This window comes from Sorangiineae bacterium MSr11954, assembly GCA_037157815.1.
GTDB classification, from domain to species: Bacteria; Myxococcota_A; Polyangia; order Polyangiales; family Polyangiaceae; genus Pendulispora; species Pendulispora albinea.
Genome location: CP089984.1, coordinates 5,655,760 through 5,680,584 on the forward strand (window position 1 = coordinate 5,655,760; position 24,825 = coordinate 5,680,584).

General features: G+C 66.9%; 15 protein-coding genes. 9 read left to right on the plus strand and 6 right to left on the minus strand.

The window, feature by feature from the left end:
• Positions 1-23: 23 nt before the first annotated feature.
• Entirely contained in the window at positions 24-587 is a 564-nt protein-coding gene (locus LZC94_21740) for a hypothetical protein (GenBank protein WXB19833.1), read from the minus strand.
• Positions 588-645: 58 nt separating this feature from the next.
• Here LZC94_21740 and LZC94_21745 point away from each other — a divergent pair, with 58 nt between their 5' ends.
• Both LZC94_21745 and LZC94_21750 read left to right on the plus strand, forming a co-directional pair.
• Complete coding sequence (locus LZC94_21745) at positions 646-2,748, plus strand: AMP-binding protein (protein ID WXB19834.1); 2,103 nt, start codon at positions 646-648, stop codon at positions 2,746-2,748.
• 46 nt (positions 2,749-2,794) lie between these two features.
• Positions 2,795-3,733: an acyl-CoA dehydrogenase family protein gene (locus tag LZC94_21750; protein WXB19835.1), complete on the plus strand. Its 939-nt coding sequence runs from the start codon at positions 2,795-2,797 to the stop codon at positions 3,731-3,733.
• Between the two features lie 23 nt (positions 3,734-3,756).
• On the opposite strand, the gene LZC94_21755 is transcribed toward LZC94_21750, so the two are convergent.
• A complete protein-coding gene (locus tag LZC94_21755; protein ID WXB19836.1) occupies positions 3,757-4,785 on the minus strand; it encodes a hypothetical protein in 1,029 nt (342 codons plus the stop codon).
• A gap of 89 nt (positions 4,786-4,874) precedes the next feature.
• Positions 4,875-5,219, minus strand: a complete 345-nt coding sequence (locus LZC94_21760) for an energy transducer TonB (GenBank protein ID WXB19837.1) — start codon at positions 5,217-5,219, stop codon at positions 4,875-4,877.
• A 343-nt stretch (positions 5,220-5,562) separates the two neighbouring features.
• On the opposite strand from LZC94_21760, the gene LZC94_21765 reads away from it, so the two are divergent.
• The 3 genes from LZC94_21765 to LZC94_21775 all read left to right on the plus strand — a co-directional run bounded on the left by LZC94_21765 (position 5,563) and on the right by LZC94_21775 (position 10,032).
• On the plus strand, positions 5,563-7,986 hold the full coding sequence (locus tag LZC94_21765; GenBank protein WXB19838.1) for a penicillin acylase family protein: 2,424 nt from the start codon (positions 5,563-5,565) through the stop codon (positions 7,984-7,986).
• 209 nt (positions 7,987-8,195) lie between these two features.
• Positions 8,196-8,999, plus strand: a complete 804-nt coding sequence (locus tag LZC94_21770; GenBank protein ID WXB19839.1) for an AraC family transcriptional regulator — start codon at positions 8,196-8,198, stop codon at positions 8,997-8,999.
• Between the two features lie 94 nt (positions 9,000-9,093).
• Positions 9,094-10,032, plus strand: a complete 939-nt coding sequence (locus tag LZC94_21775; GenBank protein ID WXB19840.1) for a serine/threonine dehydratase — start codon at positions 9,094-9,096, stop codon at positions 10,030-10,032.
• A gap of 1,040 nt (positions 10,033-11,072) precedes the next feature.
• On the opposite strand, the gene LZC94_21780 is transcribed toward LZC94_21775, so the two are convergent.
• Genes LZC94_21780 through LZC94_21790 form a run of 3 tightly spaced genes read right to left on the minus strand, consistent with a single transcriptional unit; the run spans position 11,073 to position 16,252 of the window.
• The gene (locus tag LZC94_21780) at positions 11,073-13,595 is read right to left on the minus strand and encodes a hypothetical protein (GenBank protein ID WXB19841.1); all 2,523 of its coding nucleotides are present in this window, start codon (positions 13,593-13,595) and stop codon (positions 11,073-11,075) included.
• Positions 13,588-15,027 (minus strand): OmpA family protein, encoded by a 1,440-nt coding sequence (locus LZC94_21785; protein WXB19842.1) that lies wholly within the window; start codon positions 15,025-15,027, stop codon positions 13,588-13,590. Before LZC94_21785 ends, LZC94_21780 begins: the two co-directional genes overlap by 8 nt.
• Positions 15,017-16,252: a hypothetical protein gene (locus LZC94_21790; GenBank protein WXB19843.1), complete on the minus strand. Its 1,236-nt coding sequence runs from the start codon at positions 16,250-16,252 to the stop codon at positions 15,017-15,019. The genes LZC94_21785 and LZC94_21790 overlap by 11 nt, the downstream gene beginning before the upstream one ends.
• Before the next feature lie 325 nt (positions 16,253-16,577).
• On the opposite strand from LZC94_21790, the gene vgrG reads away from it, so the two are divergent.
• The 4 genes from vgrG to LZC94_21810 are packed head-to-tail and all read left to right on the plus strand — an operon-like array spanning position 16,578 to position 24,817.
• Positions 16,578-18,812: a type VI secretion system tip protein VgrG gene (gene vgrG / locus LZC94_21795; GenBank protein ID WXB19844.1), complete on the plus strand. Its 2,235-nt coding sequence runs from the start codon at positions 16,578-16,580 to the stop codon at positions 18,810-18,812.
• Positions 18,813-18,818: 6 nt separating this feature from the next.
• The gene (locus LZC94_21800) at positions 18,819-20,102 is read left to right on the plus strand and encodes a tetratricopeptide repeat protein (protein WXB19845.1); all 1,284 of its coding nucleotides are present in this window, start codon (positions 18,819-18,821) and stop codon (positions 20,100-20,102) included.
• Positions 20,102-21,058 (plus strand): PAAR domain-containing protein, encoded by a 957-nt coding sequence (locus LZC94_21805; protein WXB19846.1) that lies wholly within the window; start codon positions 20,102-20,104, stop codon positions 21,056-21,058. The genes LZC94_21800 and LZC94_21805 overlap by 1 nt, the downstream gene beginning before the upstream one ends.
• A 9-nt stretch (positions 21,059-21,067) precedes the next feature.
• Positions 21,068-24,817, plus strand: a complete 3,750-nt coding sequence (locus LZC94_21810; protein ID WXB19847.1) for a DUF6531 domain-containing protein — start codon at positions 21,068-21,070, stop codon at positions 24,815-24,817.
• The last annotated feature ends 8 nt before the right edge of the window (positions 24,818-24,825 follow it).

The following is a 24,825-nucleotide window of genomic DNA, read 5'->3' on the forward strand; positions in this document are numbered from 1 at the left end:
CACATCACCCTGTAGCGCCACCTTCACGGAGCTCGCGCGGTGGAGGCCGATTCCAGAAACACGTCGAGCTTGCCCTCGCCGTCTGCGGTGTCGAGCGTCACGTCCATCTCCTTCGCCGCGAACCCCGTGCGCTCGAAGGCGATGTGCGTGCGCACCTGACGGTCGACATACCGGGAAAGAATGACGCCTTTGCCGATGGTTTGGGACGCGCGGTCGATGCAAAGGTGGAAGGCTCCGCCGCCGTCGGTCCTGGTTTCGACGTCCCCTTCGCCTTCGAGCGCCGCGTGGACTCGGACGCGCTCCAGCGGGCGTCCGAACGGCCCTGCTGAGGAGACGACACCGCGAAGACAGACGTTGCGTGGCGGGCGGGCTGCGATCTTGCGCGCCTCGTCTTCGTCCGGCTGTCCGAATCGCGAGGCGCTCGATGGTCCGGATCGCTGGGGGGCCGTCGGCCCCATCGTGCTCGAAAGGGCCGATGCCGTCGCCTCCTGGGAGGACGCGCAGCCCATGCCGGCCATGGAAAGGCAGAGCCCCGTCAGGATCAGGGATCGCCAAGCGAGCGACGCCACATCGGCCGTTTTCTGCATGCGGCGCACCCAGCAAGGCCGGTGCCAGCGATGGTCGCAATGGAGGTACGATCCGCCCATGGGTCGCATGCCCCGCTTTGCCGCCCCCGCGATCGCCCTTGAACGCCGCCACGATGGCGCCCTTCTCGTGCGCTCCCAAACGCCGCTCGGGGACCATCCGCCGCACCTCGGCATGGTGCTGCGCGGGTGGGCCGAGCGAACGCCGGACCGGGTCTTTCTCGCCGAGCGGCGCAAAGACGGCACCGTGCGCACGGTGACCTACGAACGAGCGCATCGGATCGCGCGGGTGCTCGCCTCGCGCATGCTCGCCGATTCGCTCGGCGCCGAGCGCCCCGTCATGATCTTGTCCGACAACTCCGTGGATCATGCGCTGCTCGCGCTGGGGGCCATGGTGGGCGGCATTCCGATCGCGCCGGTTTCGACGGCGTACTCCCTCGTCTCGCGCGATCACGAGAAGCTGCGTGCACTCTACACGCTTTTGCGACCGGGTTGGATTTACGCCGAGGACGCGGAGGCGTACGGAGACGCGCTCGCGGCGCTCGCGACGCCATCGGTGCGTTCGGCGCTCGCGACGCCATCGGAGCGCTCGGCGCTCGCAACGCCATCGGAGCGTTCGGCGCTCGCGACGTCATCGGTGCGTTCGGCGCTCGCAGCGCCATCGGAGCGCTCGGCGCTCGCAGCGCCATCGGAGCGCTCGGCGCTCGCAACGCCATCGGAGCGTTCGGCGCTCGCAACGCCATCGGAGCGTTCGGCGCTCGCGACGTCATCGGAGCGCTCGGCGCTCGCGACGCCATCGGTGCGTTCATCTCGACCAGGCCCCGCGAACGTTCGCGTGGTCGCGAGCCATCCGGCGGGGGCGGCGACCCCGCTCGCCGAGCTGCTTGCGTCGCCGGAGGATGCCGAGCGGGTCGACCGTGCGTGGGACGCCATCGGGCCGGAGAGCATCGCGAAGATCCTCTTTACGTCGGGATCGACGGGGGCCCCCAAAGGGGTCCTCAATACGCACCGGATGCTCTGTTCGAACCAGCAGGCGCTCGCGCAGGGGTGGCTGTTTTTGCGCGAGCGGCCGCCGGTGGTCGTCGATTGGCTCCCGTGGAGCCATACCTTCGGCGGCAATCATAATTTCAATTTGGTGCTGTGGCACGGCGGCACCCTCTGGGTGGACCGCGGAAAGCCCGTACCCGGCCGCATCGAAGAGACCGTCGCGACCTTGCGCCATGTCGCGCCGACCCTTTACTTCAATGTGCCGCGCGGCTTCGATGCGCTCTTGCCGCATTTGGAGAGCGATCCCTCGCTCGCCGAGACGTTCTTTCGCGAGCTCGATCTCCTCTTCTACGCGGCGGCCGCCCTCCCCCGCCCCACCTGGGACCGGCTCGTTCGCCTGGGCGCGCGCGTGCGCGGCGAGCCCGTACCCTTCGTCACCGCGTGGGGTGCTACGGAAACATCGCCCCTGGTGACGCAGGTTCACTTCGCGATCGACGATCCGTCGAGCATCGGCGTCCCCGTTCCCGGCGCGACCCTCAAGCTCGTACCGAACGGTACAAAATTCGAGGCGCGGGTCAAAGGCCCGCAGGTGACCCCCGGATATTTCCGCGCGGGCGGCCCATCGCTTCCCCTGCTCGACGACGAAGGATTTTACCCCACCGGGGACGCCATGCGCCTCGCGGACGAGGCCGATCCGAACCGCGGGGTCGTCTTCGATGGCCGGGTGGCCGAGAACTTCAAGCTGACGAGCGGCACCTGGGTCTACGTGGGCGCGTTGCGCATGAACCTGCTCAAGGCGCTCGCGCCCCTGGTGCAAGACGCCGTCATCGCCGGCCACGATCGCGATGCGGTGGGCGCGCTGCTCGTTCCGAACGTGGCCGCGTGCGCGGGCGCCATCGGCGCACCCGAGGGCGCAGCGCCCCGTGACGTGCTGGCGAACACGGAGCTGCGCGCGAAAATCGCCGGCGCGTTGCGTGCGCACAACCAGCTGGCGGAGGGCGCCTCGAGCCAGACCGTTCACCGCGCCGTGCTGCTGGAGGAAGCGCTATCCATCGACGCAGGCGAAATCACCGACAAAGGCTACATCAACCAACGCGCCGTCCTCGCACATCGCGCCGGTGCGGTCGAGGCGCTCTTCGACGACGGCGCATCCAACGTGATCCGCGTCGAACCCTAACCGTCGATCGAAGGTCGGACCTCCAAGCTCGAAGCGAGTGTGAATCATGATTGCTCTCCTCCACCATTTGCTCACCGCACCCATGCCCCCGGCCGCCGGCGAAGCGATTGCATCGCTGGAAGCGCTCCGCGCCCGCACCCGGGAAGCCGCCGCCGCGTTCCCGGTGCCGTTCGACTGCGCCGCGGTGACGGCGTTCGCCTCCGATCGCGTCGCCTTTGCCTTCGCCGCCGGGTACCAGGCGGCCTTGCACACGCTCTTGCCGGCGCTTCCGACCGATGTCGCCGTCTCGCTCTGCGCCACCGAAGAAGGCGGCGCGCACCCGCGCGCCATCGCCACGCGGCTGGAAGCGGCGGACGAGGGCTTCGTGCTCCGCGGAAAGAAGCGCTGGTCCACCTTCGCGCCCGCCGCGGATGCGCTCCTCGTCGTCGCGTCGGTGGGCGCGGACGAGGGCGGAAAGAACCGGCTTCGCCTGGTGCGCGTGGACGCGAAAGCCGAAGGCGTGCGCATCGATCCCATGCCGCCTACCCCGTTCGCGCCCGAGCTTCCCCACGCCGAGCTAACGCTCGAGGGGGTGCGGATTCGCGGGGAGGACGTCCTCGAGGGCGACGGCTACGATCGCTACCTGAAGCCGTTTCGCACCATCGAAGATCTGCACGTCTTCGGTGCGCTGATCGCGCACGTCCTCGGCGTCGCACGCGCCCTCTCCTGGCCGCACGACATCGCCTTGGAGCTCGCGGCCTCGCTCGTCACCTTTCGCGCGATGGCGCTCTCCGATCCCACGGCGCCGGAGCTTCACATCGCGCTGGGCGGCGCCCTCGCCCACATCCGGGCGCTCCTCGACCGCGCCACCCCGCTCTTTGGCGCCGCGCCCGACGAGACGCGCACACGATGGGAGCGCGATCGCGCCTTGCTCGGGATCGCGGGCACCGCGCGCGCCAAGCGGCTCCAGGCGGCATGGGCCGCGCTCGACGGCGCCGATCGCTGATCTCGCGCCCGGATCCCACCCCCTTACAGGCCGTTGGCTTTTCGCACGACGGCGAAGAGATCGCCCACATCGTAATAGTCGACGCCCACGAAGGTGGGCACCCGCCCCGCCTCCCGCGTGCACTGCTCGACCCGATTCCCGAGCACGCTCGCGACATTGACCTGCGCGGCGTTCTCCGGCTTGGGCGGGCTCAGCCAGTGGTTCACCAAGTACAGCGGGTGGCTCGTCGCGCCGCGATTGAGCGTGCAGGAGAACTGCGAGGCGTTCAAAAAGGTGTACGAAGTGTCCCAGACATTGGCCCACGCCGGGTGCAGGTACGCGGGCGAGCCGCCACCTTGTTCGAGAAACACGACCAGGCGCTTGCCGCTCGCGATCATGTCGCGAAGCTTCGGCCATGGCGCCGAGGATTCATGCGTGTACACGTAATCGGTTAGCCCGCTCGCGCGAAGGATCGCGTCCGTGTCCGCATCGGCCACGCGATTTTCGAAGATGATGCTGAACACCTCACCGGGGTGCGCATCGAGAAAGCGCGTGATGGTGCAGAGCTCGTCGAGCAGGCGCGTGCGGGCGATGGTGCAGAAGCCATGGCAGAGAAACATTTGATCCGGCAGCGACAAATCCGCGATGCGCTCGGTGCGGTCGGCGCCCGCGAGGGGGTCGAAGTACGCGGTGTCGAGCATCATCCCGCGCACGCCGTCCTCGAGCTGGCGCGCGATGCCTTGGGTCTGATTCGGGGGTGAAAATCCGCCGGAGACGAGCGAATACGCGTTGTGCGTCATCGGCACGGCCACGCGGTCGTAGGTGCGGTCGCACAACTCCGACGCGCCGTTGCACGTCGCAGGCGCGGTCGTCACACGTTCGCCACGATTGCACACCTGCGGAAGCCCGGTGCTCCGCATCGCCGGCGCGTCGTTCGATGCATCCTGCGTATCGGGCTGCAAGCTGCTGCGGGCCGGCGCTTCCTCGCTCGAACAGCCCGCGCCTTGCGCAGCCACGAGGGCGATCGCGGCGATCAGAAGAAGCGCGCCGCACGTGCGGGTCGTCGTTTTCATCGTGCGCGCAGTATAACGCGGCGCAAAGCGTGTGTGGGGCCATCCACGCGCGCCAGGTGGGACGTGAGCGCGCGCGTGCTCGCCGAGCCTCAGGGCTGCTCCTGCACCTGCTGCCACCGCGGCTCCGGCGGCGACGGCGGCTCCTGTACGCGATCGAAGTGGATACGAAAGGGTACGGTTTTCGCGCGAACACGCCGGCCTGCTTCATCGACACCGGGCACATAGGTGTTGGCCATGGCGCAGGTGTGAGCGGCCTCGCCAAAACCGAACCCCGGATCCTTCACCACTTGGACCGCTTCGGGTTTTCCGTCCGGACCAACCAGGGCTTGAAGCGTCACGAACGCTTCGTCCACCTTCTCGGCCTCGCTTGGGAACGCACAAGAGGACCAATTGCTGTTCGGATGGAGCGCGGCCACGGCTGTCTGTTCGGCCATTTCTGGGAGCGGTTCCATCCAGGGGGGCACATTCGCGGTATGAGCGCTTCCTTTCCCCGCCCCACCGCACGCCGAAACGGCAACACAGAGAAGCAACGCAACGACTCGATCGTCCATGGCCATGTTCGAAGTTGCCCTATTTGGCCGATGCCATCGATGGATGCAACATCCCACGCGCGATCCGATGGGCGGCCCGGAGCCGCACGTTCGCAACGTCGCGACTTTTGCTCCGGGTCCGCGCGGATGGATCCCTGCACACGTGGCGCCCATCGGCCAGAGATGAACCTGAGCTGGAGCCGTGCGCGTGTGCTGGAGCGTCCGACGCAGTAGTCTCTCGACCACCATGAACGCGAGCACCCTTCGATCGTTGTGGATCCCGATCGCCTTCGGCCTCGCCGCCTGCGCATCGGTCACCGACACGCCCACGCAGACCTCCGCCCAGCCCTTGTCCGAGCCGCGGCTCTATTTCGTGCCGGATTTGAATCGACCGGTGGAGTTGGTCGAAGACCGCTGGGGCGTACCGCATATTTACGCGAACAGCACAGAAGATGTATTTCTGGCGCAGGGTTTCAACGCGGCACGCGAGCGGTTGTTTCAAATCGATTTATGGCACCGCCGGGGGCTCGGGCTCTTGTCCGAGGCGTTCGGGGCGGCGTACGTGGAGCAGGACACGGCGGCGCGGCTATTTCTCTACCGCGGCGATATGGATCGGGAGTGGGCGAGCTACGGGCCGGACGCGCGGATGGCGGCCACCCGGTTCGCGGCCGGTGTGAATGCGTATATCGATTGGCTCGCTCGAAATCCGGATTCGCTCCCCGAGGAGTTTCGACGATTGGGGTATGCACCGGGGCATTGGCGTCCCGAGGACGTCGTGCGCATTCGCAGCCACGGGCTCTCGGCGAATCTCTCCAGCGAGGTGGCGCGCGCGCGGATGGCCTGCGTCGCGGGGGTCGAAGCCGACCAGGTGCGGGTGCGGCTTCGACCCGAGTGGCATACGCGGGTCCCCGCCGGGTTCGACCCGTGCGCGCTGCCCTCGGACGTTTTGCGCACGTACCAGCTGGCCACGCAGGCCGTCGTCTTCACCCGCGGCGCGCTGCATACCGTGCCGGCCGTCGACGAAGCGGGCGATGTGCCCGGGATCGACGAGACCGAGGGGAGCAACAATTGGACGATCGCGCCCGCCAAGACCACCACGGGGCGGCCCATCCTGGCCAACGATCCCCACCGGCTCCATCCGGCGCCGTCCCTTCGCTACATCGTGCACTTGTCGGCGCCGGGCCTCGATGTGGTGGGCGCGGGTGAGCCGGCCCAGCCGGGGATATCCATGGGCCACAATGGCACCATCGCCTTTGGGCTCACGGTCTTTCACATCGACCAAGAAGATCTGTACGCCTACGAGCTCGACCCGAACGACCATGGTCGGTACCGCTACGGCGACGGCTGGGAGGCCTTGCGCACGGTTCGCGAGCAGGTGCCGGTGGCCGGTCAGCCGGCGAGGGATATCGCGCTTTGGTTTACGCGTCACGGGCCGGTGATCAAAATCGATGAGGCGCGCCATCGCGCGTACGCGGTGCGCTCGGCGTGGCAGGAGCCGGGTACGGCGCCATATTATGGCAGCTTGCGTTTCTTGCGCGCGCGAAGCTTTGCGGAGTTCAAGGGCGCCATGCGCAATTGGGGAACGCCGAGCGAGAATCAGGTGTACGCCGACACGCGCGGCAACATCGGGTGGGTGCCCGGTGGCCTTGCCCCCAAGCGTCGAGGTTACGATGGCCTGCTCCCCGTGCCGGGCGACGGCCGCTACGAGTGGGAGGGCTTCTACAGCGGGGACGATTTGCCGAGCGCATACAACCCGCCCGCGGGCTTCATCGCCACCGCCAACCAGATGAACCTCCCGCCGGACTTTCCGCATGCCCAGAAGCCGATTGGCTTCGAGTGGGCCAACCCCTCGCGCTACCAACGCATCACCGACGTGCTCGCGTCCACCCCGCGCTCCTCGGTCGCCGACTCCGTTCGACTGCAGAGCGATCGGCTCTCCCTGCCGGCCCGGCAGCTGGTCGCGCTCATCCCCGCCGCGCAGGGCGAGGTGCCGGAGGAGGTGCGCACCATGTTGCGTTCCTGGGATGGGATCGAAGAGGTGGACTCCGCGCCCGCGGCGCTCTTCGAGGTCTGGCGCAGGCGCTACCTCGGTCCTGGATTCGTGAAGGCCGTGCTCTCCCCCGCGGCCGCCAGCTTGATCAGCCAGCCCGACTCCGCGCTGCTCGTCGATGCGCTGGAGCATCCGCAAGCGTGGTTTGGCGAGGACGCCGTGGCCAAGCGCGATCGGCTGCTCTCGAGCACCCTCGATGCGGCCTATGCCGATACGGCGCGGCTGCTGGGGCCGCGGCCGAATGAGTGGAGGTGGGGCAACCTGCTGCGCACCGTGTTCGAGCACCCGCTGGGGCCGGTGGTCGACGAGGCCACGCGCGCGCGGCTGAATGTCGGCCCGCTGCCACGCGGGGGTTCGGAGCTCACCGTCAACGCGTCGTCCTTCCGGAGCGACGACTTCCGACACACGGCCGGGCCATCCTTCCGAATGGTGCTCGACGTGGGCAACTGGGACGGTTCGCGCGCGGTGAACACGCCGGGCCAATCCGGTAAACCCGGCAGCCGCCACTACCGCGATTTGGCCGAAGCCTGGAGCACCGGAGGTACATTTCCGCTCGCCTACAGCCGCCCCTTCGTCGAACGAAACGCCGAGCGGCGCATCTTTCTCGTGCCCGCGCATTGACGCGGGCGCCGTCGGACGCGGGCGCCGTCGGACGCGCGCGGTAGCGGGCGTGGTAACGGGCGCGCGGTAACGGCGACCGTCGATGCCCACCCGACGTGCAGTTTGCACGATGCGCCGGCCCGCGACCGTGGCAAGCTGCGGGCACGTCGATGACGAGCGCGCGCGCAAACCGGGAACCGCCCGGACGTCCTCCCGCCGAGCGCGCGCGGATGTGGCGTCCTCTGGGATTCGCGGGCATCGAGGCGCTCGAGGCCGACTACGTTCGGCAGGATTTTTCACCGCATCGGCACGAAGGTTACCTCGTTGGGGTGATCGAGCGCGGCGTGCACGCCGTGCGCTGCCGTGGCGTTCGGTGGTACGCGTCCGAGGGCACCGTGTGCACCTTGGATCCCGGCGAGGTGCACCACGGGGGCGCGGCGGTTCGCGATGGATGGCGGCAGCGGATTCTCTATGTGGAGCCGGAGATCGTGCGCGATGTGCTGGAGGATGCGCTCGATCGGCCCGTGGACGATCTTCACTTCGAGCAGTGCTTTCGGGCCGATCGGCGGGCGGCCGCCGCGTTGTCGCGCTTGCATCGGGCGCTGGGATCGCGGGACGAGGCGCTGGAGGTCCAGACCGTGTTCCACGCGGTGATGGGGCGCGTGCTCACCCGCTACGGCCGGCTGGTGGAGGCGCCTTCGCCGCCACCGTCGCCGCCCGACGTGCGCCTGTCGCGGGCGCGCGAGTTCGTCCATGAACACGCCTGCGAACGGATCGAGCTGGCCGATATCGCCCGCGCGGCCGATCTGCGGCGGCGGCAATTGATCGATGGGTTCGTTCGGGCGTTTGGATTGCCTCCCCATCGGTACCAACGACAGGTCCGCATCGATCGCGCGCGAAGGCTCCTGGCGTCGGGGATGGCGCCTTCGCAGGTCGCGCACGAAACGGGATTTACCGACCAGAGTCATTTCATTCGCCATTTCCGCGCGGTCCTCGGGGTGACGCCCGCGCGGTACCATGGGGTGGAGAGCTAGGCAGCGGCGGTGCCTGCGCGGACGCGGTGCGTGCGCGCGGCGGCGCGGGACTTTCGTCCAATACTCGCGGCGCAGCGTGCACTAACTGAGAGGGATGATCGACCGTGCACACATCCACCAGGTGGCTGAAACCCTTGCACCCTTCGTGCGGCGTACGCCTGCCATCGCGCTGCCGCCGGGGACGTTCGGCCTACCTTGTTCACTCGTCATCAAGCTCGAATCGCTTCAACATGCGGGGAGCTTCAAGGCGCGCGGGGCCTTTGCCAAGCTCTTGGCGTCGGAGGTGCCACCGGCGGGCGTTGCGGCCGCGTCGGGTGGGAACCATGGGATTGCCGTGGCGCATGCTGCGCGCGTACGGGGCGTGCCGGCCGAAATCTTCGTCCATGCCAACACGGCGCCGGCCAAGCGCGCGCGGCTCGCAGCCCTCGGCGCAAAGGTGCACGTGTGTGGAACGAGCTACGCGGAGGCGGAAGCTGCGTGCCGCCAGCACGTGGAACGAGCGGGCGCGTCGTTCGTTCCCGCCTTCGACGATCCAACGGTCGTCGCCGGGCAAGGGACCTTGGCGCGCGAGCTCGAGCAGCAGGCGAAGCTCGATACGCTGCTGCTCTCCGTCGGGGGCGGCGGGCTCCTCGCGGGGTGCGCCGCGTGGTATCGAGGGGAGGTGCGGATCATCGGGGTCGAGACCACCGGGACCGCGTCGCTGCATCGCGCGCTCGCGGCGGGTCAGCCGGTCGACGTCGACGTGGGCGGCCTGGCGGCCGATGCGCTCGGCGCCAAGCGCATCGGGGCCCTCCCGTTTCAAATCGCGAAGGAGCTCGTGCACGATTCACTGTTGATCGACGATGACTCGCTCCGGCGTGCGCAACATGCGCTCTGGACGGAGCTTCGCGTCGGGTCGGAGCCCGCGGCGGCGGCCGGGCTCGCGGCGTTGCTTACGGGGGTGTATCGGCCTGCCGCCGAGGAGCGCGTGGGCATCGTCGTGTGTGGGGCCAATGTCGACCCTGCGAGCTTGAGTCAAGTGGCGGTGGCGTAAACGCGGGCCACGACGCGGCGTACCGGCGCGCCCTTTCACGGGGCGGCGGCGCGCCCTTTCGCGGGGCGGCGGTTCTGCGATACGCTTCGCGGCCTATGGCCATGTGCGCAATGCGTGGGGTGGGGCTCGTCGTCGTGGCGATCGGCGGCGCGGGCGTGGTTGCGGGGTGCAGATCGCAGCCGTCGCAGCCGTCAGGGGCGGAGCATGTGGCTGCGAGCAGTGGGGCAGCGGGGAGTACGGGGGCTCCCGCGGCGGTATCGGCATCGGCGGCGAGTGCTCCGGCATCGGCCGCAACGAATGCTCCGGCGCGGGCGCGCCCGAAGAGCAAAGCGGATTGCCCGCCGGGAACGGCGTTCGTTCCGGGGGGAGGATTCGACGTAGACGGGGGGACGGCACCATCGCCGCCGCCGGCCGACGCTTGCGTGATCCCCAAGAGCCGTGTCCGGGTCGAAGCATTTTGCATCGACGTAACAGAAGTGTCCCGCAAAGCGTACGAAGCGTGCGCCGACTGCGAAAAGTTTCCGAAAGAGGACACCGCGCGTGCTTCGTGTGCGCAAACGGGCGATCCGAACCTCCCCGTCGTGTGCGTGGGAGTTCCGCAGGCCGAGCGCTACTGCCGTACACGCGGCATGCGCCTTCCCACCGACGATGAATGGGAATTTGCCGCTCGCGGTCCAAAGGCGCTCCAGTATCCGTGGGGGAATACGCCAATCGACATCGTTGGTCGTGAGGACGTCTCCCCCAACGTTTGTGCAGGCCGGGATTTTCATCGCGTGGGATCCCTCGGCCCGTGCCCCGTTGGCTCACGTGACGACCGCAGCCCCTTCGGGGTACTGGACATGTTCGGCAACGTCCCGGAGTGGACGTCCAATCGCTGCTCGGATATGTCGGGTCGACCTCAGTTTCTCATCCGCGGTCACAACTCCAGTACGTTCATGGCTTTCGACTCCGAACTGCCCAAGGCACGTTTCGCAGCGTTTGGAGACGCCAGCGCGGGAATCGGCTTTCGCTGCGCGGGGCCGTAATCGGCCACGCTGCGTTCACGATTTCGTGCGGAGGTGCCACATGTCCTCGAGCATGTACGCGTAAGCCTGTTCGCCCGTGCCCGCATAGCGCATGTTCGCGGTGAGCCATGAACAAGGGAACTCCACCCGCAGCTCGTCGAGCTCCGTGACGCTGAGATCGTCGACGGCCTTCGTGAGCGACGAAAGGGTGAACCCACCCCCGGTTCCAAGCAACTTTTTCAGCTTTATCGTGTCCTTCAACGAAAAGGACGTGAGCACGCGTCTTTCCTTACTCGTCCCCGGCGCGATAACGGTGTACCTACGCTCGAAATCGGTCTTATCGTCGTCGACGAGCATGTAGACGCCCGTCGGGTCCTTTTTGGGTTTGCCCGGAGAGTCCGGCCCTGCAAATCCTTGTGGGACCACATCGAAATTCTTGGCACATTCCGCACACGCGAAACGCTTGTCGAACGTGCAGTCTCGCTTGCGCGCGCTCGCGTTGAACCCTTCGAAGAAGACAGTCAAACCCGACTTCATATTGCCGGAGACCGAGGCGATCGTTGCGGGCATCGGCCGTGGCTGGCCTGGAGCGACATAGGGCACGCCGCTATGAAGGATGAAGAGTCTCTTCTGGTTCTGCAGCGTATCCATATCCTCGAATTTGGGGTCCGCCGACTCGAACAGCGTCTTCTGCGTAAACCCCCACCCGCGCGACATACTGAACTGCGCCGGATCCGTCCCATGCTCCGAGAAGCTCGCATTGGTCCCCGCGCCGACGTTTCGCCAGTCCGTTCCGTACGCCACGTACTCGTTGGGCTCGTACCTTCGCGTGTGCTTCCCCCCGCTCTCGTGGAGAAAAATGAAATTGAGAATGGGCATCGGCACCGCATCGTGCTTTCGCCCCATCGAATCGACGACGTCCTCGAGCGGCGGTTGCGACTTGTCGATCTCGCTATTCATCGGCAAAAGAAAAACCTTCTGCCCATTCAGCTCCCCCGTAGCCACCATGGTCTTGATGTGTTTCGCCGTCGCCGGATCCACGCGCGCATACTCACGGAGCGCTTCGCGGTACGCGCGAAACAGGTTCTCGACTTGGTCGGCCGAAACAGCCGCAATTCGATCGGAGAACGCCTTGAGCGGCGCTCGAATGCCCTTCACCGCGCGCACGAAACTTTCCCAGCCGGGTGGCACACCCACGCCGGTCGTCCATAGCCCATTCGTCGCCGACACCTCGTTCTCGAGCGCCACCAGCTCCCCCGAGAGCCACTTGGGGATCTGCTTCGACGCGCTATCTTGCGCCGCCTTCACGGAAAATTCTTGATACGGCGCCGAGGACTTGCTGATCCCCCACGAGGGAAACGGCTTCGGCGGCTCCGCGAGCACCTTTGCCATCTCGGCGTGTGTCTCCACCTCCTCGGCCACCGCATTGCACGCCATGAACATCGTCGCAAAGGCCGACTCCATGCTCTTCAGCTCACGCAACCGCCCCGACAAAACGTGATGCAGTTGCTCGACCCGCCCCCGAAGCACCCCATGCTGCAACCCACTGGCCACCCCCGGACCGAGGGGCGGCATGGTGGCGATGCGCGGTGCCACCGCGTTGGCCCGATCCACCAGCGCTTGGAGCCGCAACTTGATCGGATCGCGCTCTTCCGGCTTCTTCGCCTTTTCCAAAGCCTTGACGACGACGTCCAACGAGTCTTGCGGCGGGAAGACCCCTGCGGGCGCCTTTGCGATCGCCAGGAGCTCCGCGTCCGTTTTGCCGATGCCATCGACATCGTCCACGAGCACGGGCGGCACCTGAACGTCGGCCGTTCCCGTCCTCTCGGGCCTCCCAACCGACTTCCGATGCGCCTCCCACTGCCCTCGAAACTGCTTGAACGCCCCCGTCACCCGTTGAATGGCGCTCCCCCATTGCTGCCACCGCACGTAGACGAGCGCCGGATTCTTCAACTGGGTGAAATAGATGGTGTCGGCAGGGGTCGGCAGGCGTCGCGGCCAGACCGCCATATCGGGGTTCGTATCGGTCGCGATGCCATAAAACTTCATCAAGTGGCGCTTGAAGTCGAGCACGCACGCCACCTCGAAGAGGCCGAACTTGCCCATCTCCCGCGTGGAGTCCCCTCGGTCGCGCGTATAGAAACCCAATCGGTGCAAATCGCGCTTCAACTCCGCCACGTAGTGCGCACCATCGTGCCGCGGGCCAAAGGGCCCGGGTGTTCCGCCCCACACCGGCCGGGGATCGTCGTCGTCGTCGCCCAATTGCAGCACGAATCCACCGTAGGGCGCCCCGGGCAGCGCGGTGGCCGTGGGCGACGAGCCCCCTGGCGGAAGCTGCGCGCGCGCCTCGAGGACGATGGCCTCCAGCGCCTTTTGGCAGTTTGGACACGGCGAGCCCGGCTTGAAGAACCCCGGATCGTCCAAGAACCCCACGGCGTGGAGATCGCAAGCGGGGTTGCTGCAGTACACGTACTCCAAGGTTCGCGGCTTCGGCGGCGGCGCCTTGGGCTTGGTCGGCGGCGCCTTTTGTTTTGCGGGCTTCGGATCGGTATTACCCATGGTTCTTCTCCAGGCGCTCGAGCTCGGCCAGCAGCTGATCGAGCGGTGCGGATTGAAAGCGCGCGTCGCGCGTGTGGGCGAAGGCGTGCGCGCAGGGCTCGGGCGCCGTCTTCATCTCCTCGACGGGATCGTTCTGGTACGCCGTGTAGCCTTCGCCGAAGTAGGCAAAGCGGTCCTCGGCGATGGCCACCTTGTAAGGGCCATCCGGCATGGTGGTGTCGACCAAGCCGTCGGCCTTGGAGATCGTTTCGCGGTACGCCCCCTCCACGATGAGCAAACACGGCTGGCCCACCATCGGGTAACCCCAATGATCCTGCAGCCGGAACACCACGCGGTTGCATCCCGCGAGCCGCTCGCACGGCGAGCGCATGGCCAAGCCATGGTAGAAGCGGCACGCAAAGGTGTCGCGGTGCTGGGGAAACGTGCGGCGCTCGGCGCCCGGCTTCCGGCGCGCCTCCGCGTCGGACCAAAAGCGCTTTTTGCAGGCCGCCGCGCCCTCCTTAGTGCTGGGACACGGCCATCGATCCACCGTGATCACCGTGCCAGGACGAAAGAGGTAGGCCACCACCCGCCGGCTCGGCGCGTTGGCGTTATCCCGCTTTTGCTTGTTTTCGGCCCGTTTGAAGCGCTGCTCCTCCTCGCTCGAAAAGACGATGGCGGGGTTGAAGTCGCTGCATCCTTGGTAATCGCCCTTGCCGTCGGGGCTACTTCCCTGCCCCAAGAACTGCGATGCCTCGCGTCGAAAGGGCTCTCCCCCCTCCTCGGCCGTGCAAAGGAAATCCATGTACGCGCCGAACAGCGCGCCGCGCGTTTCGGGGCCGATGTCCCCGTCGATCGGGCACCCATGCTCGGACTGAAAACGCTCGATCTCGGCCCGACTCGGCGCTTCGTAGCCCAGCGCGCGCAGCATCTCGTCCGTCACGTGGTGGTGTTTCCAATCGTCGCCGCCGTACGGGGACGTATAGAGATGTTCCCAGATGTCCTTGCGCCGGGTGAGCAGCGCGTACGCGGCCTCCGCGCGCCGGCCGCTCAAATGCTCGTTGTAGTCGTCGGTGTTCGTCGAATCGGCGTGGCCGAAGATGGAGAGCGGCGCGCCTTCCAGCTCGGCGCACAACGCGGCCAACGCGCCCAGCTCCTCGCGCGCGTCCGGATGGATGAACGACGAATCGAACCCGAAGCGCGCGCTGTCCAGGCGCCAGCATGCGATGGGCGTGAGCGCCGCGCGCACGCTGTTGAACGTGGTGTCCATCTCGAACGATGGCGCCAGCCGAAGGTGCACCCGGCGCTCCGGGTGCCGCGCGGCCATGCCGCCATCCGACAGTCCCTCGATCTTGGTGAGCGGTGCGTCCGCGTTGGACGCGGCGGGCGCGCCTTCCGCAGCGCCTTCAGGGGCGCGTTCCGCGGCACCTCCAGCGGGGCGTTCAGCAGCCATGGTGCTTCTCCAGATCGTCTTGGACGGCCGCGATCGCGCCGTCGAGCTTCAAGCCATGATCGCACTGGAACTCCTCGATCGCCCAGGCGAGCGTGGCCTCGAAGTCGGGCTCCCCAGGCTCGCTCACGTCGTAGCCGAGGTTGATCAAGCGCGCCGCGATGCCGCTCGCCTCGTCGTGGGGATCGAGGGTTCCCACCGACACCGGAAACACGAGATCGCCCACCCGAATGGCGCCTTCGCCCTGCGAGGCATCCATCGGCTCGTCGAGCTTCCCCTCTCCATCGAGGGCCGCGGTCTCCGAGACCGTCCCCACGTCGACCGCGCACCTCGCGCCGGCCATGGGCACGCCGATGCCATCGGTGATCCGAACCCGAAGGCGCACGGTGTCGCGCTGCAAGGTGAAACGGTGCTCGGTGTTGGTGGCCCGCTGCGTGGGTTTGCTCTTCTTTTCCGGGATGAACAGCTCGTCGCCCGGGAGGAGCGCGTTCGGGCTCGCCCGCAACCGTACGAGCTTGGCGTTCTTCGGATGGTTCCAAATCGTTTTGTGGGTACGAAAGCCGGATTGCGCCGCCAGCCGCGCGACATGGTCACCCTGCTCCACGATGTGGGTCCGGCCGGCCGAGGACGGCGTGATCCCCGGTTGCCATTCGCTGGCGTCGATCTCGGGAAAATCGATGTGCGCGGTGGAGCCGCTGAGCGCGCCGAATCGTGCGCGGCCCTCCTTGTCGAGCGCGCGCTCCATCGAGGCTCCCCCGTCGAGCACAATCTGGCAGCGCGCCCCCATCACCGGACGATCCTGAGCGTCCACGAGGACAACGGCCAACCAGTCGTGCGCCTCGTTGGGGCCCAGCGGCGGCTGCTCGGGCTTCTTCGGGAATGGGATATCGACGAGGACCGGCTGCGGAAGCCGAAAGATCACGAGCTCCCCGAACTCGAACGCGTGCACGAGCCTGTGCGCGATCCGCGGGGCTTGGTCGCGATCCTCCAAGCACCATGGCAACCCCCCGGTGAGCCCCTCGTAGGCGCCGAGCAACGCCCTGCGATCCCACGGATTTTCGAGCAAGCGTTGCAGCTCGTGCTCGCTCAGGCCCTCGCGCGCCCACGTGGAGGCGCCCGGGAGCGCGGCCACGTCTTCCTCCAGCGCGATCAGGCGATCGCCCAGTGCATCCGAGAGGATCCATCCGCGCTCCCCCTCGAACCTCCCGTACACGTCGTTCTCTTTCAAGCTTGTCCCTCGCGCCCTCGCGGCGCTCGCGTCCCGCGTGCCCGACCTATCCTAACGTGACCTCCCCCGCCGCCGAAGCGCGGACGTATTTCGCGACGTCGCGGCAAACATCGCCGCGGGCCGCATTGCGCGCGGGCATCGCGAACGCAATCCCCTAAACGGATTACACGTCCCCGCAAGGTCTCCAACTTTTCGCTCTCAATGATGTATAAACAACACCACCCCCATCCTCGCCACGTCTCCTCCAGGACACGAAATCCTCGACGGAGCGCCGCTCATCGAGCATCTGTTCGGATGGGACCACTCGCCTATACGATGGAGTTTCATGAACAGCATCACGTCGATGTTCGAGTCGTCGGTCGACACGATGGCCTTTCGTTTGCGCGCTGGAAAGCACGACGAGTCGGCGCTCGTCGTGGCCGGATTCGAGGCGAATGAGAAGCTCTCGGAGCTCTTTCGGTTCGATGTCGACGCGGTGGTCGATCCGGAGGCCCTCCCCAGCCTCGATGACACCCTGGGACGCGACGCCGAGTTTCAAATTTTGCGCGACGACAAGCCGCTGCGCATCGTGCGCGGCATGGTGGAGCAGGTCACCCCGAAAAGGTCGAGCGAGCGACAGCGCTTGATCACGCTCCGCATCGTTCCCAAGCTGGCGGAGCTCCAGTACACATCGGATTCGCGGATCTTTCAGGATTTGGCGGTTCACGAGATCGTGGCCGCGTTGGTCCAGCCGCACGACATCGAGCTCGAATGGAGGCTGGACCGGCGCCCCAAACCCCGGCCTTACCGCGTTCAGAAGGACGAGACCGATTATGACTTTTTTCGCCGCATCCTCGCGGACGCAGGGATCCATTTCCACTTTCTGACCGACGACAAATCGACCAAAGTGGTCTTCGTCAACGATCCGCGCGGCTATACGCCCATCGAAGGCGATGCCGCGCTCCCGTTCCGCGAAACCGCGGGGGCCGTCACCCTGGATCACGTCGGGAGCCTGGCGCGCGCGCGTGTTCTCCGTCCTGGCTCGGTGGTCATGCGGGACTACGACTTCATGCGCTCGGGCGCCGATCTCACGGCCCGCGCGGAGCTCGATGGCCCCCACGACGACGAGAGCGCCCCCAAGCGCGAGCTGTATCTCTTTCCAGGCGATTACATCGATCCGGCCGACGAGGGAAAAACGCTGGCCATGCACCGGCTGGAGGAGGCGCGCTCGGGGGTCGTGACCTTTCATGGCACCAGCTCGTGCGCGCGGCTGGAGATCGGTCGAAAATTCAAGCTCGAAGGACACCCCGACGAGGGCTTCAACCAGGAGCTGTTCCTCACGGAGCTCCGGCTCCGCGGCCAACGCGCCGGCATCCTCGCCGACACGGGGCGGGGTGGCACCGGCCCGGGCTTTACGGCTACCTTTTGGGCGACCCCCAGCGCCGCCAAGCTGCAGCCCGTGCAGAAGAAGCGCCCTTACGCGCCGCCCGAGTCGGCGCGCGTGGTCGGCCCCGAAAAAGGGAGCCCGTTCGTCGACACCTTCGGCCGGGTGAAGGTGCAGTTCTTTTGGGATCGCGATGGGAAATGGGACGAGAAGAGCTCCTGCTGGCTGCGGGTCATGACCCCCGCCGCGGGCGGCAATCGAGGCATCTGGTTTCCGCCGCGCGTGGGGGACGAGGTCATCGTCAATTATCTCAACGGCGACATCGATCGGCCCTTCGTGGCCGGCGCCATTTACAACGCGCAGGAGCCGCAACCCGACGCCCTGCCCGCCGATTCGTCCAAGAGCTCCATCAAGTCGTTGACGATCCCGGGCGGCAAAGGGTTCAACGCCATGGTCTTCGAAGATCTGGCCGGCAAAGAAGAGATCTTCCTCCATGCGCAAAAGGATCGGCGCACGGTGGTGCTCCACAACCACACCGAAACGGTCGGCGCCAACCAGACACAAACGATCGGCGCCAACCAAACGTCGACCGTGGGGGCCAATCGCTCGGACACCGTGGGCGCCAACGAAACGGTGCATGTAAAAGGCAACCGCACGGAGACGGTGGACAAGAAGGAGTCGGTCACCGTTCACAAAGGGCGCACGCACACCGTGTCCGAGGGCGACGATGTGCTCACCTTGCCCCAAGGGCATCGCACGGTGAACGTGCAGAACGGGAACCTCACCCACAACGTGAGGTACGTGGACAAGACCGAGGCCGACTTCGTCCAGGAGCACGGGCGCTTCGAGGTCTCGGCCGTGGGCGATAAGAAGGTCTTCCTCGCGCAAGAAGGCGCCACCTATACGATGGAAAAGCAGCAAATCGCCATCGATTGCCCCTCGGGCTCCGTCACCCTCAAGGACAAGACGGTCACCATCGACGCCGTCGACGAGATCGTCCTGCAGTGCGGCCGCGCGTCCATTTCGCTGAAGAAGGATGGGACCATCGCCATCACCGGCAGCAAGGAGGTCACCATGTCGTCGTCCCAGAGCTTCGTCACCGTCGAGCCGGCGAAGGCCACGGTGAATGGGCCGATGACGGACGTGGTGGCCAAGGCCATCACCAAGATCGTCGGCGCGCTCGTCAAGATCAACTGAGGCGCGATGCACACCCTCGACGAGCTCCTCGACCGGCTGCGCGCCTTCGTCACCGAGCAGGACACGAAGGTTCTGTTGGTGGTCGAGGTCAACGACGCCTCCAATGGGCTCGTCGTCAAATCGCTGGACATCCTCGACGAGGAGGCCGACGACATGTTCTGGCTCTTCGTCGACGATTTCACCAACGCCTGGGAGTTCGCCGATCGCGTGGTCTATCGCGTGCACGAGCGGCGCGAGCTCGCCAACGCGGCGCTCGCCAAGGAGAACGAGCCCGCGTGGCCACCCCTTCCCCGCGAGGCGCTCGATCGCTCGTTTGCCCCCACCGTCCGCATCCGCGCCGCCATGGCCTATGCGCGCGATCTCTCGCCGAACCTGGACGAGGTGCGCCTCGTGTGCGCCTTTTTCCCCGCGCGCATCGCGGGGGATCCGGCGAGCTACCGCGCGCTGGTGCTCGAGCTGATGGCGCACGAGTTCCCCGATCCCTGGTGCCACCATATGCGCATCCTCGTCCGCGACGATGCCGCGCGCCCCGCGCTGCGCGATGCACCGGGCCTGGTGCGCGGGACCGATTCGTATGCGCCGCTTTTGGCCCCGCCCGATCTCGAGGCCGCGGTGGAGGCGCAGGCGGCCGATCCCACGGCCCCCATCGAGGTGCGCATGCAGTCCCTCTTGACCTTGGCCGGCATCGATTATGCGCACCAGCGCTATCCGCAGGCCCTCGACAAATACAAACTGGCCGGCAGCTATTACCGCGCGACCGGCCGCCACGCGCTCTACGCCCTGACCTTGAACGGCATGGGCGAGGTCATGGCCCGCGCTCAGCAGCCCGAGGCCGCGCGGCGGTACTTCGAGTCGGCCCTCACCCCTGCCCTGCACCGCCTGGGGCAAGAGGACGATCCGGCGCACGCCGACGCCGTGCCGGTGCTCCTGAACATCAATTTGAACTTGGGCAACCTGTATTTCAATTGGCAACGCTGGGCCGACGCCGGCGCCTATTACGAAGTGGCCAAGGGCATCGCCCATGGGATGGTCCTCGCCCCCGTGAAGATCATGTGCCTCGAGAACATCGGCGTATGCCACTACGCGCTGGGCCGGCACCTCGAGGCGGTGAAAGCGTGGGAAGAAGGCGTCGTTTTGGCGCGCGGGATCGAGGCCGAGGAGCAGCTGCGAAGCCTCCTGGCGCGCCAGCGCGAGGCGTACCATACCTTGCACCTCGCCGATCGGCGCGACGCCGTCATTCACGAGCTGCGGCAGCTGGACGCGCGCTCGGCGCAGGCGCGGGGGGCGTGATGAGCCGGCAATCGTTCTCGGACACGGCGATGCCCGCGCTGCGCTCGACCGTGGCTACGACGATCGCGCCGTTTCAATCCCACGAGGCCAAGCCGCCGCCGCCGGGCGAGGAGCCCCCGCCGCCCCCGCCGCACAACCCACTGCGCGCGGCCAACGATGCCGTGGGGGCGGTCCAGGGTGCGCTGGGCATGCCCATCGAGTTGATCAACACCGGGGTGGCCATGGTGGCGAACCTCGTGCCGTACCCCTCGTTTCCGGCGGCCACCCTGGGGTCGATGTACATCGCGCCGCCGCACGCGCACTCGCATCCACCGAGCCTGATACCGCCGGCGCCGCCCATTCCTTTGCCGAGCATCGGCGCGGTGCTGCTCGGGTGCACGCTCAAATGCCTCATCAATTACATGCCGGCCGCGCGCGCGGGCGACATCGGGCTGGCGCTCACCTGCTGCGGGATTTTGCCCATGTTCGAGATCAAGACCGGTTCGGCCACGGTGTTCATCGGCGAGGTGCGCGCGGCGCGCATGTTGGACATTGCGGGCGCGTGCATCAAGGCGCAGAGCGGCTCCTTTCGGGGCGCGCTCAAGGGCATGATGGGCGTGGGCACCGCGCTGGCCGTCGCGGGCATGGCCGCGGATGCCGTCGACGCCGCGCAAGAGAGCGACGCCGAAATGAAGGCGGCGAGCGCCATGGCCGTGGCCATCGACGCCGCGGCCATGGCCGCCGATATGGCCGCCGCCGCCCTCAGCGCGTCGATGGGCAGCGATCCGGCCATGCCTCCGCTGCCGGGCCTGTTGCTCACGGGCGCACCGAATGTGCTCATCGGCGGCATCCCTTTGCCGAACATCCCCGATCCGGTCCAGCTCCTGCTCAAAAAGCTGAAAGGCAAGTTCGGTAAGAAGAAAAAGGAGAAGGGAAAGACCGATATGCCCGGTGGTTGCATGTGCAGGGAAGGCTGATCCGAGGCCATGGGCCGGCCCCTTCGCGCGCGATCCGAGGATGCGCTCCGCTTCGTCGGCGATCCCGTCGACGTGATCACGGGCGCCTTGGTCGAGGCCACCTACGACTTTCGCCTGGAAGCGCCGTTTCCCTTCGAGTTCGTGCGGCACTACAGCAGCGCCAACGGAGACCGCCATCGCGGCCTCGGCTGGGGGCACCGGCACGATCTCGATCACGAGCTGGAGTTTACGTACCATCACACGGTCCGCTACACCGCGCCCGACGGCACGCAAATCACGTTTCCCCTTTTGCGGGCGGACGGCGAACGCGCCGCCACCCTCGGATACCAGCTCGAACGGGTGCGCTCGAACGGGTACCGGGTGCACCTGCCCGACGAAGAACTGGGCGTGCTCGAGTTCGAGCTCGCGCGCCCCGACTGGCCCGCCCGCCTGGTGGCGATCGCGCACCCCGCGGGCACCACGCGGCTCGATTACGACCCAGCCACCGGGCTTTTGAGCTTCATCACCGATTCGCTCGGTCGCACGGTGCGCATCCACTGGACGACCTTCTCCGATCCGCGAAGGCGCGGGGCGACGTACCCGCAAATGGCGTCGTTCGTTCTTTTGGCGTCGCCGTCGCCCGTGTCGTCCGTGTCGTCTGCAACATCCGCATCGTCCGCCAAGGACGAGCTGCTGCTGACGTACCACTACGATGCCCATGGCCATTTGATCGGCGGCACCGATCGTTATCGCCATTCGTTCGCCTTCGAATACGACGCGCGCTCCCGCATGACGAAGCTGGTCGACCGGCGCGGCTATGCCTTCCAGTACGCGTACGACAGCCGCGGGCGCTGCGTCTACTCCGGCGCGGTGGACGGGGTCGAGCAGGTGAAGCTCGAGTACCTCGACGGCGCCACCATCGTGACCCTCGCCGACGGCGGACAGTGGCTCTACGAGCACCCCAACGGCTTCTTGGAGCGCATCCTCGATCCGTATGGCGGGGAACACCGGCGCGAGCTGGACGCGGACGGCGCCCTCGCGGCCGAGACCGACGCGGCGGGCCGCCGGTTCGAAATCGTGCGCGACGATGCGGGCAAGGCGCTCGGCCGCCGCGACTCGGTCGGGGAGCTCTGGCCGCTCGACGAAGCCCCGGAGGAGCCGGAGCACTTCGTCCCGTCGAACGCGCGCGAGTGGGAATACGGCGCCATCCCCCCCGACACCTATGGTTTGCCCATCCGGCGGCACCTCGAGATCGACGGGCTGCCGGCGCATGTCGTGGACGCGCTCACGCCCAAGGCGACCGGCGACACGAGCATCGACTTCGCGGACCGCTGGAAGGAGACGACGGTCAAAGACGTGCAGGGGCTCGCCCTTCGCGCCGAGCGGCTCGATGGTTCGCGCTGCTCGTGGTCCTACGACGCCTCGGCCAACTGCACCCGCTACACGGACTTCGACGGATCGACCTGGCGCACGAGCTTCGTCTCGTGGAATCGGATCTACCAAATCACCAATCCGCTCGGCATCGTCACCGAGCATGTGCACTCGCGGCGGCTCGAGCTCTTGCGGGTGATCGACGCCAGCGGGCTCACGATCGACTTCGACTACGACTTGAAGAACCGGGTGACGGGCATCCGGCGCGATGGGGTCGTGGAGGAGACCTACGCGTACGACGCCAGCGACGAGCTGGTCGAAAAGCTGGATGCGCGCGGGCATTGGCTGCTTCGCATCGAGCGCGAGGACGAAGGGCGGCGCGAGACCCTCCACCTGGCGAGCGGCGAGAAGCAGGAGCTGGTCTACACCCCCGCGCGCCAGCTGGCGTCGGCCACCGTCGAAGGGGCGGATGGGACGAAGGACGCGTACGACTTTGCGTACGATACGTCGGGGCGGCGGACGCGCGATGTGCGCAATGCTGCGGGCGTGCGCCGCCGGTTCGTCTCCGACGGGCTGGCCGAGGTGGAGGTGCTGGGGAGGTTCGTCACGCACTATGCGCGGGGCGAGCGGAACACCTTGGCGATCGTGGACCCGACCGGCGCCGCCCACGTGGTGCAGTCGTGCGACGGTGGTGTGGTCCGGCGCACCATGTCGAACGGCGTGACGGAGGTGAGCCACTACCACCCTCACGGCTACTGCCTCGCCAAGTTTGCCTATACGTCGCAGCAGCCGCCGTGGTCGCGCTTCTACGAGCGCTCGCGCGAGGGCAACCTGCTGGCGAGCCATGACAGCGCGCGCGGCGTCCACCGCTATTCCTACGATGCGGCGCATCGCCTCGTCGGCGAAACGCTCCCGGATGGCACGACGGGGACGTTCCGTTATTCGAACGGCGGCACGCTCATCGAGAGCCCCCAGCTCCGGGGCGCGACCATCAGCGGCCAGCGGCTCTTCGACGCCAACGGGAGCCGTCTCGAATACGATCACCGCGACAGCATTTGCGCGCGCCGCACGCCGGCCGGGACCTTTCGCCTGACGCACGATGCGTCGGACCAGCTCGTCGCCATCGAGGAGCCCTCGTTCGGAAAATGGTCGGCCCGATACGACATGCTCGGCCGGCGCATCGAGAGCACGTTCAACGGTCAGACCACCACGTTCTACTGGGACACGGACCGCCTCGCCGCCGAGGTCCTGCCGGACGGGCGGCTGCGCGTGTACGTCTATGCGGACGAGATCGCGCTCACGCCCGTCTCGTTCATCGACTACGCGAGCGTGGACGCGGAGCCGGAGAGCGGTACGCGCTATTTCGTGCTCGCGAACCACCTGGGCGCGCCCGAGGTCGTCCAAGACGATACGGGCACCGTGGTCTGGCGCGGCCGCTACGAGGCGTACGGCACCGTCCACGTCGAGGTGGGCGCCGATTTTCATCAGCCGCTGCGCTGGCCGGGGCACTACTTCGATGGCGCGACGGGGCTGCACTACGCGCGATTCCGCTACTACAGCCCCGAGCTGGGGCAATTTCTCCAGTCCGATCCGCAGGGGATCAGCGGCGGCTACGACCTGCACGGCTACGCCGAGGGCAACCCGCTCCTGTACGTCGATGTGCAGGGGTTGTCGGCGCAGTGCCCGAAGACCAAGCCGGCCGCGAAGAAGAAGCAGGGTCGGCCGAAGACCAAGGGCGCCAAGCCACCGGCCAAGAAGAAGCCGAAGAGCGCGCGGGAGTCGCTGCCAAAGTCGCGTCAGAAGCACTATAGGGACAAGATAAAGGCCGCCAAAGGGAATCGGAAGAAGCAGGACGATGCGCGCTACGATTGGTACAAAGAGGGGTTCAAAAAGAAGAATCCGGGCGGCAAGCCCATGTCACGGAAAGAGTGGGACGCGAGCGCCGAGCAGGCCCGTTCGAATCGCCGAAAGGGCACCGCGATGGAATCGAAGTCACGGGCCGCGCTCGAGAAGACGACCGGGCGCAAGCTGGAGGACAACAACAGCCCGCCCGGCGGCAAGAAGCCCGCGGAAAAGTACGGGACCCGCCCGGACAGCGTCGGGCGCAACGAAGACGGCAAGGTCGACTTTACGCACGACAACAAGCATTTTACGGGCGGAAAGGACGGCAAGGGCAACCAGGTGCAGAACAACGACGCGCAGATGCAGGCGCAGCGGCAGATGGCCAAGGACAACGGGGGAGAGCACCACGTGACCTTGTCGAGTGACAACCCGAGCCTGAAGGGGGATCCGCCCCAACCTCGGCCGTCCGGTCCCCTCGGGAAAGAGAGCAACGTGCACTACTACGACAAGAATGAAGACAAGATCACTCACACGTGGAACAGCGAGATGGGTGAGTGGGAGCCGTGACATGATTA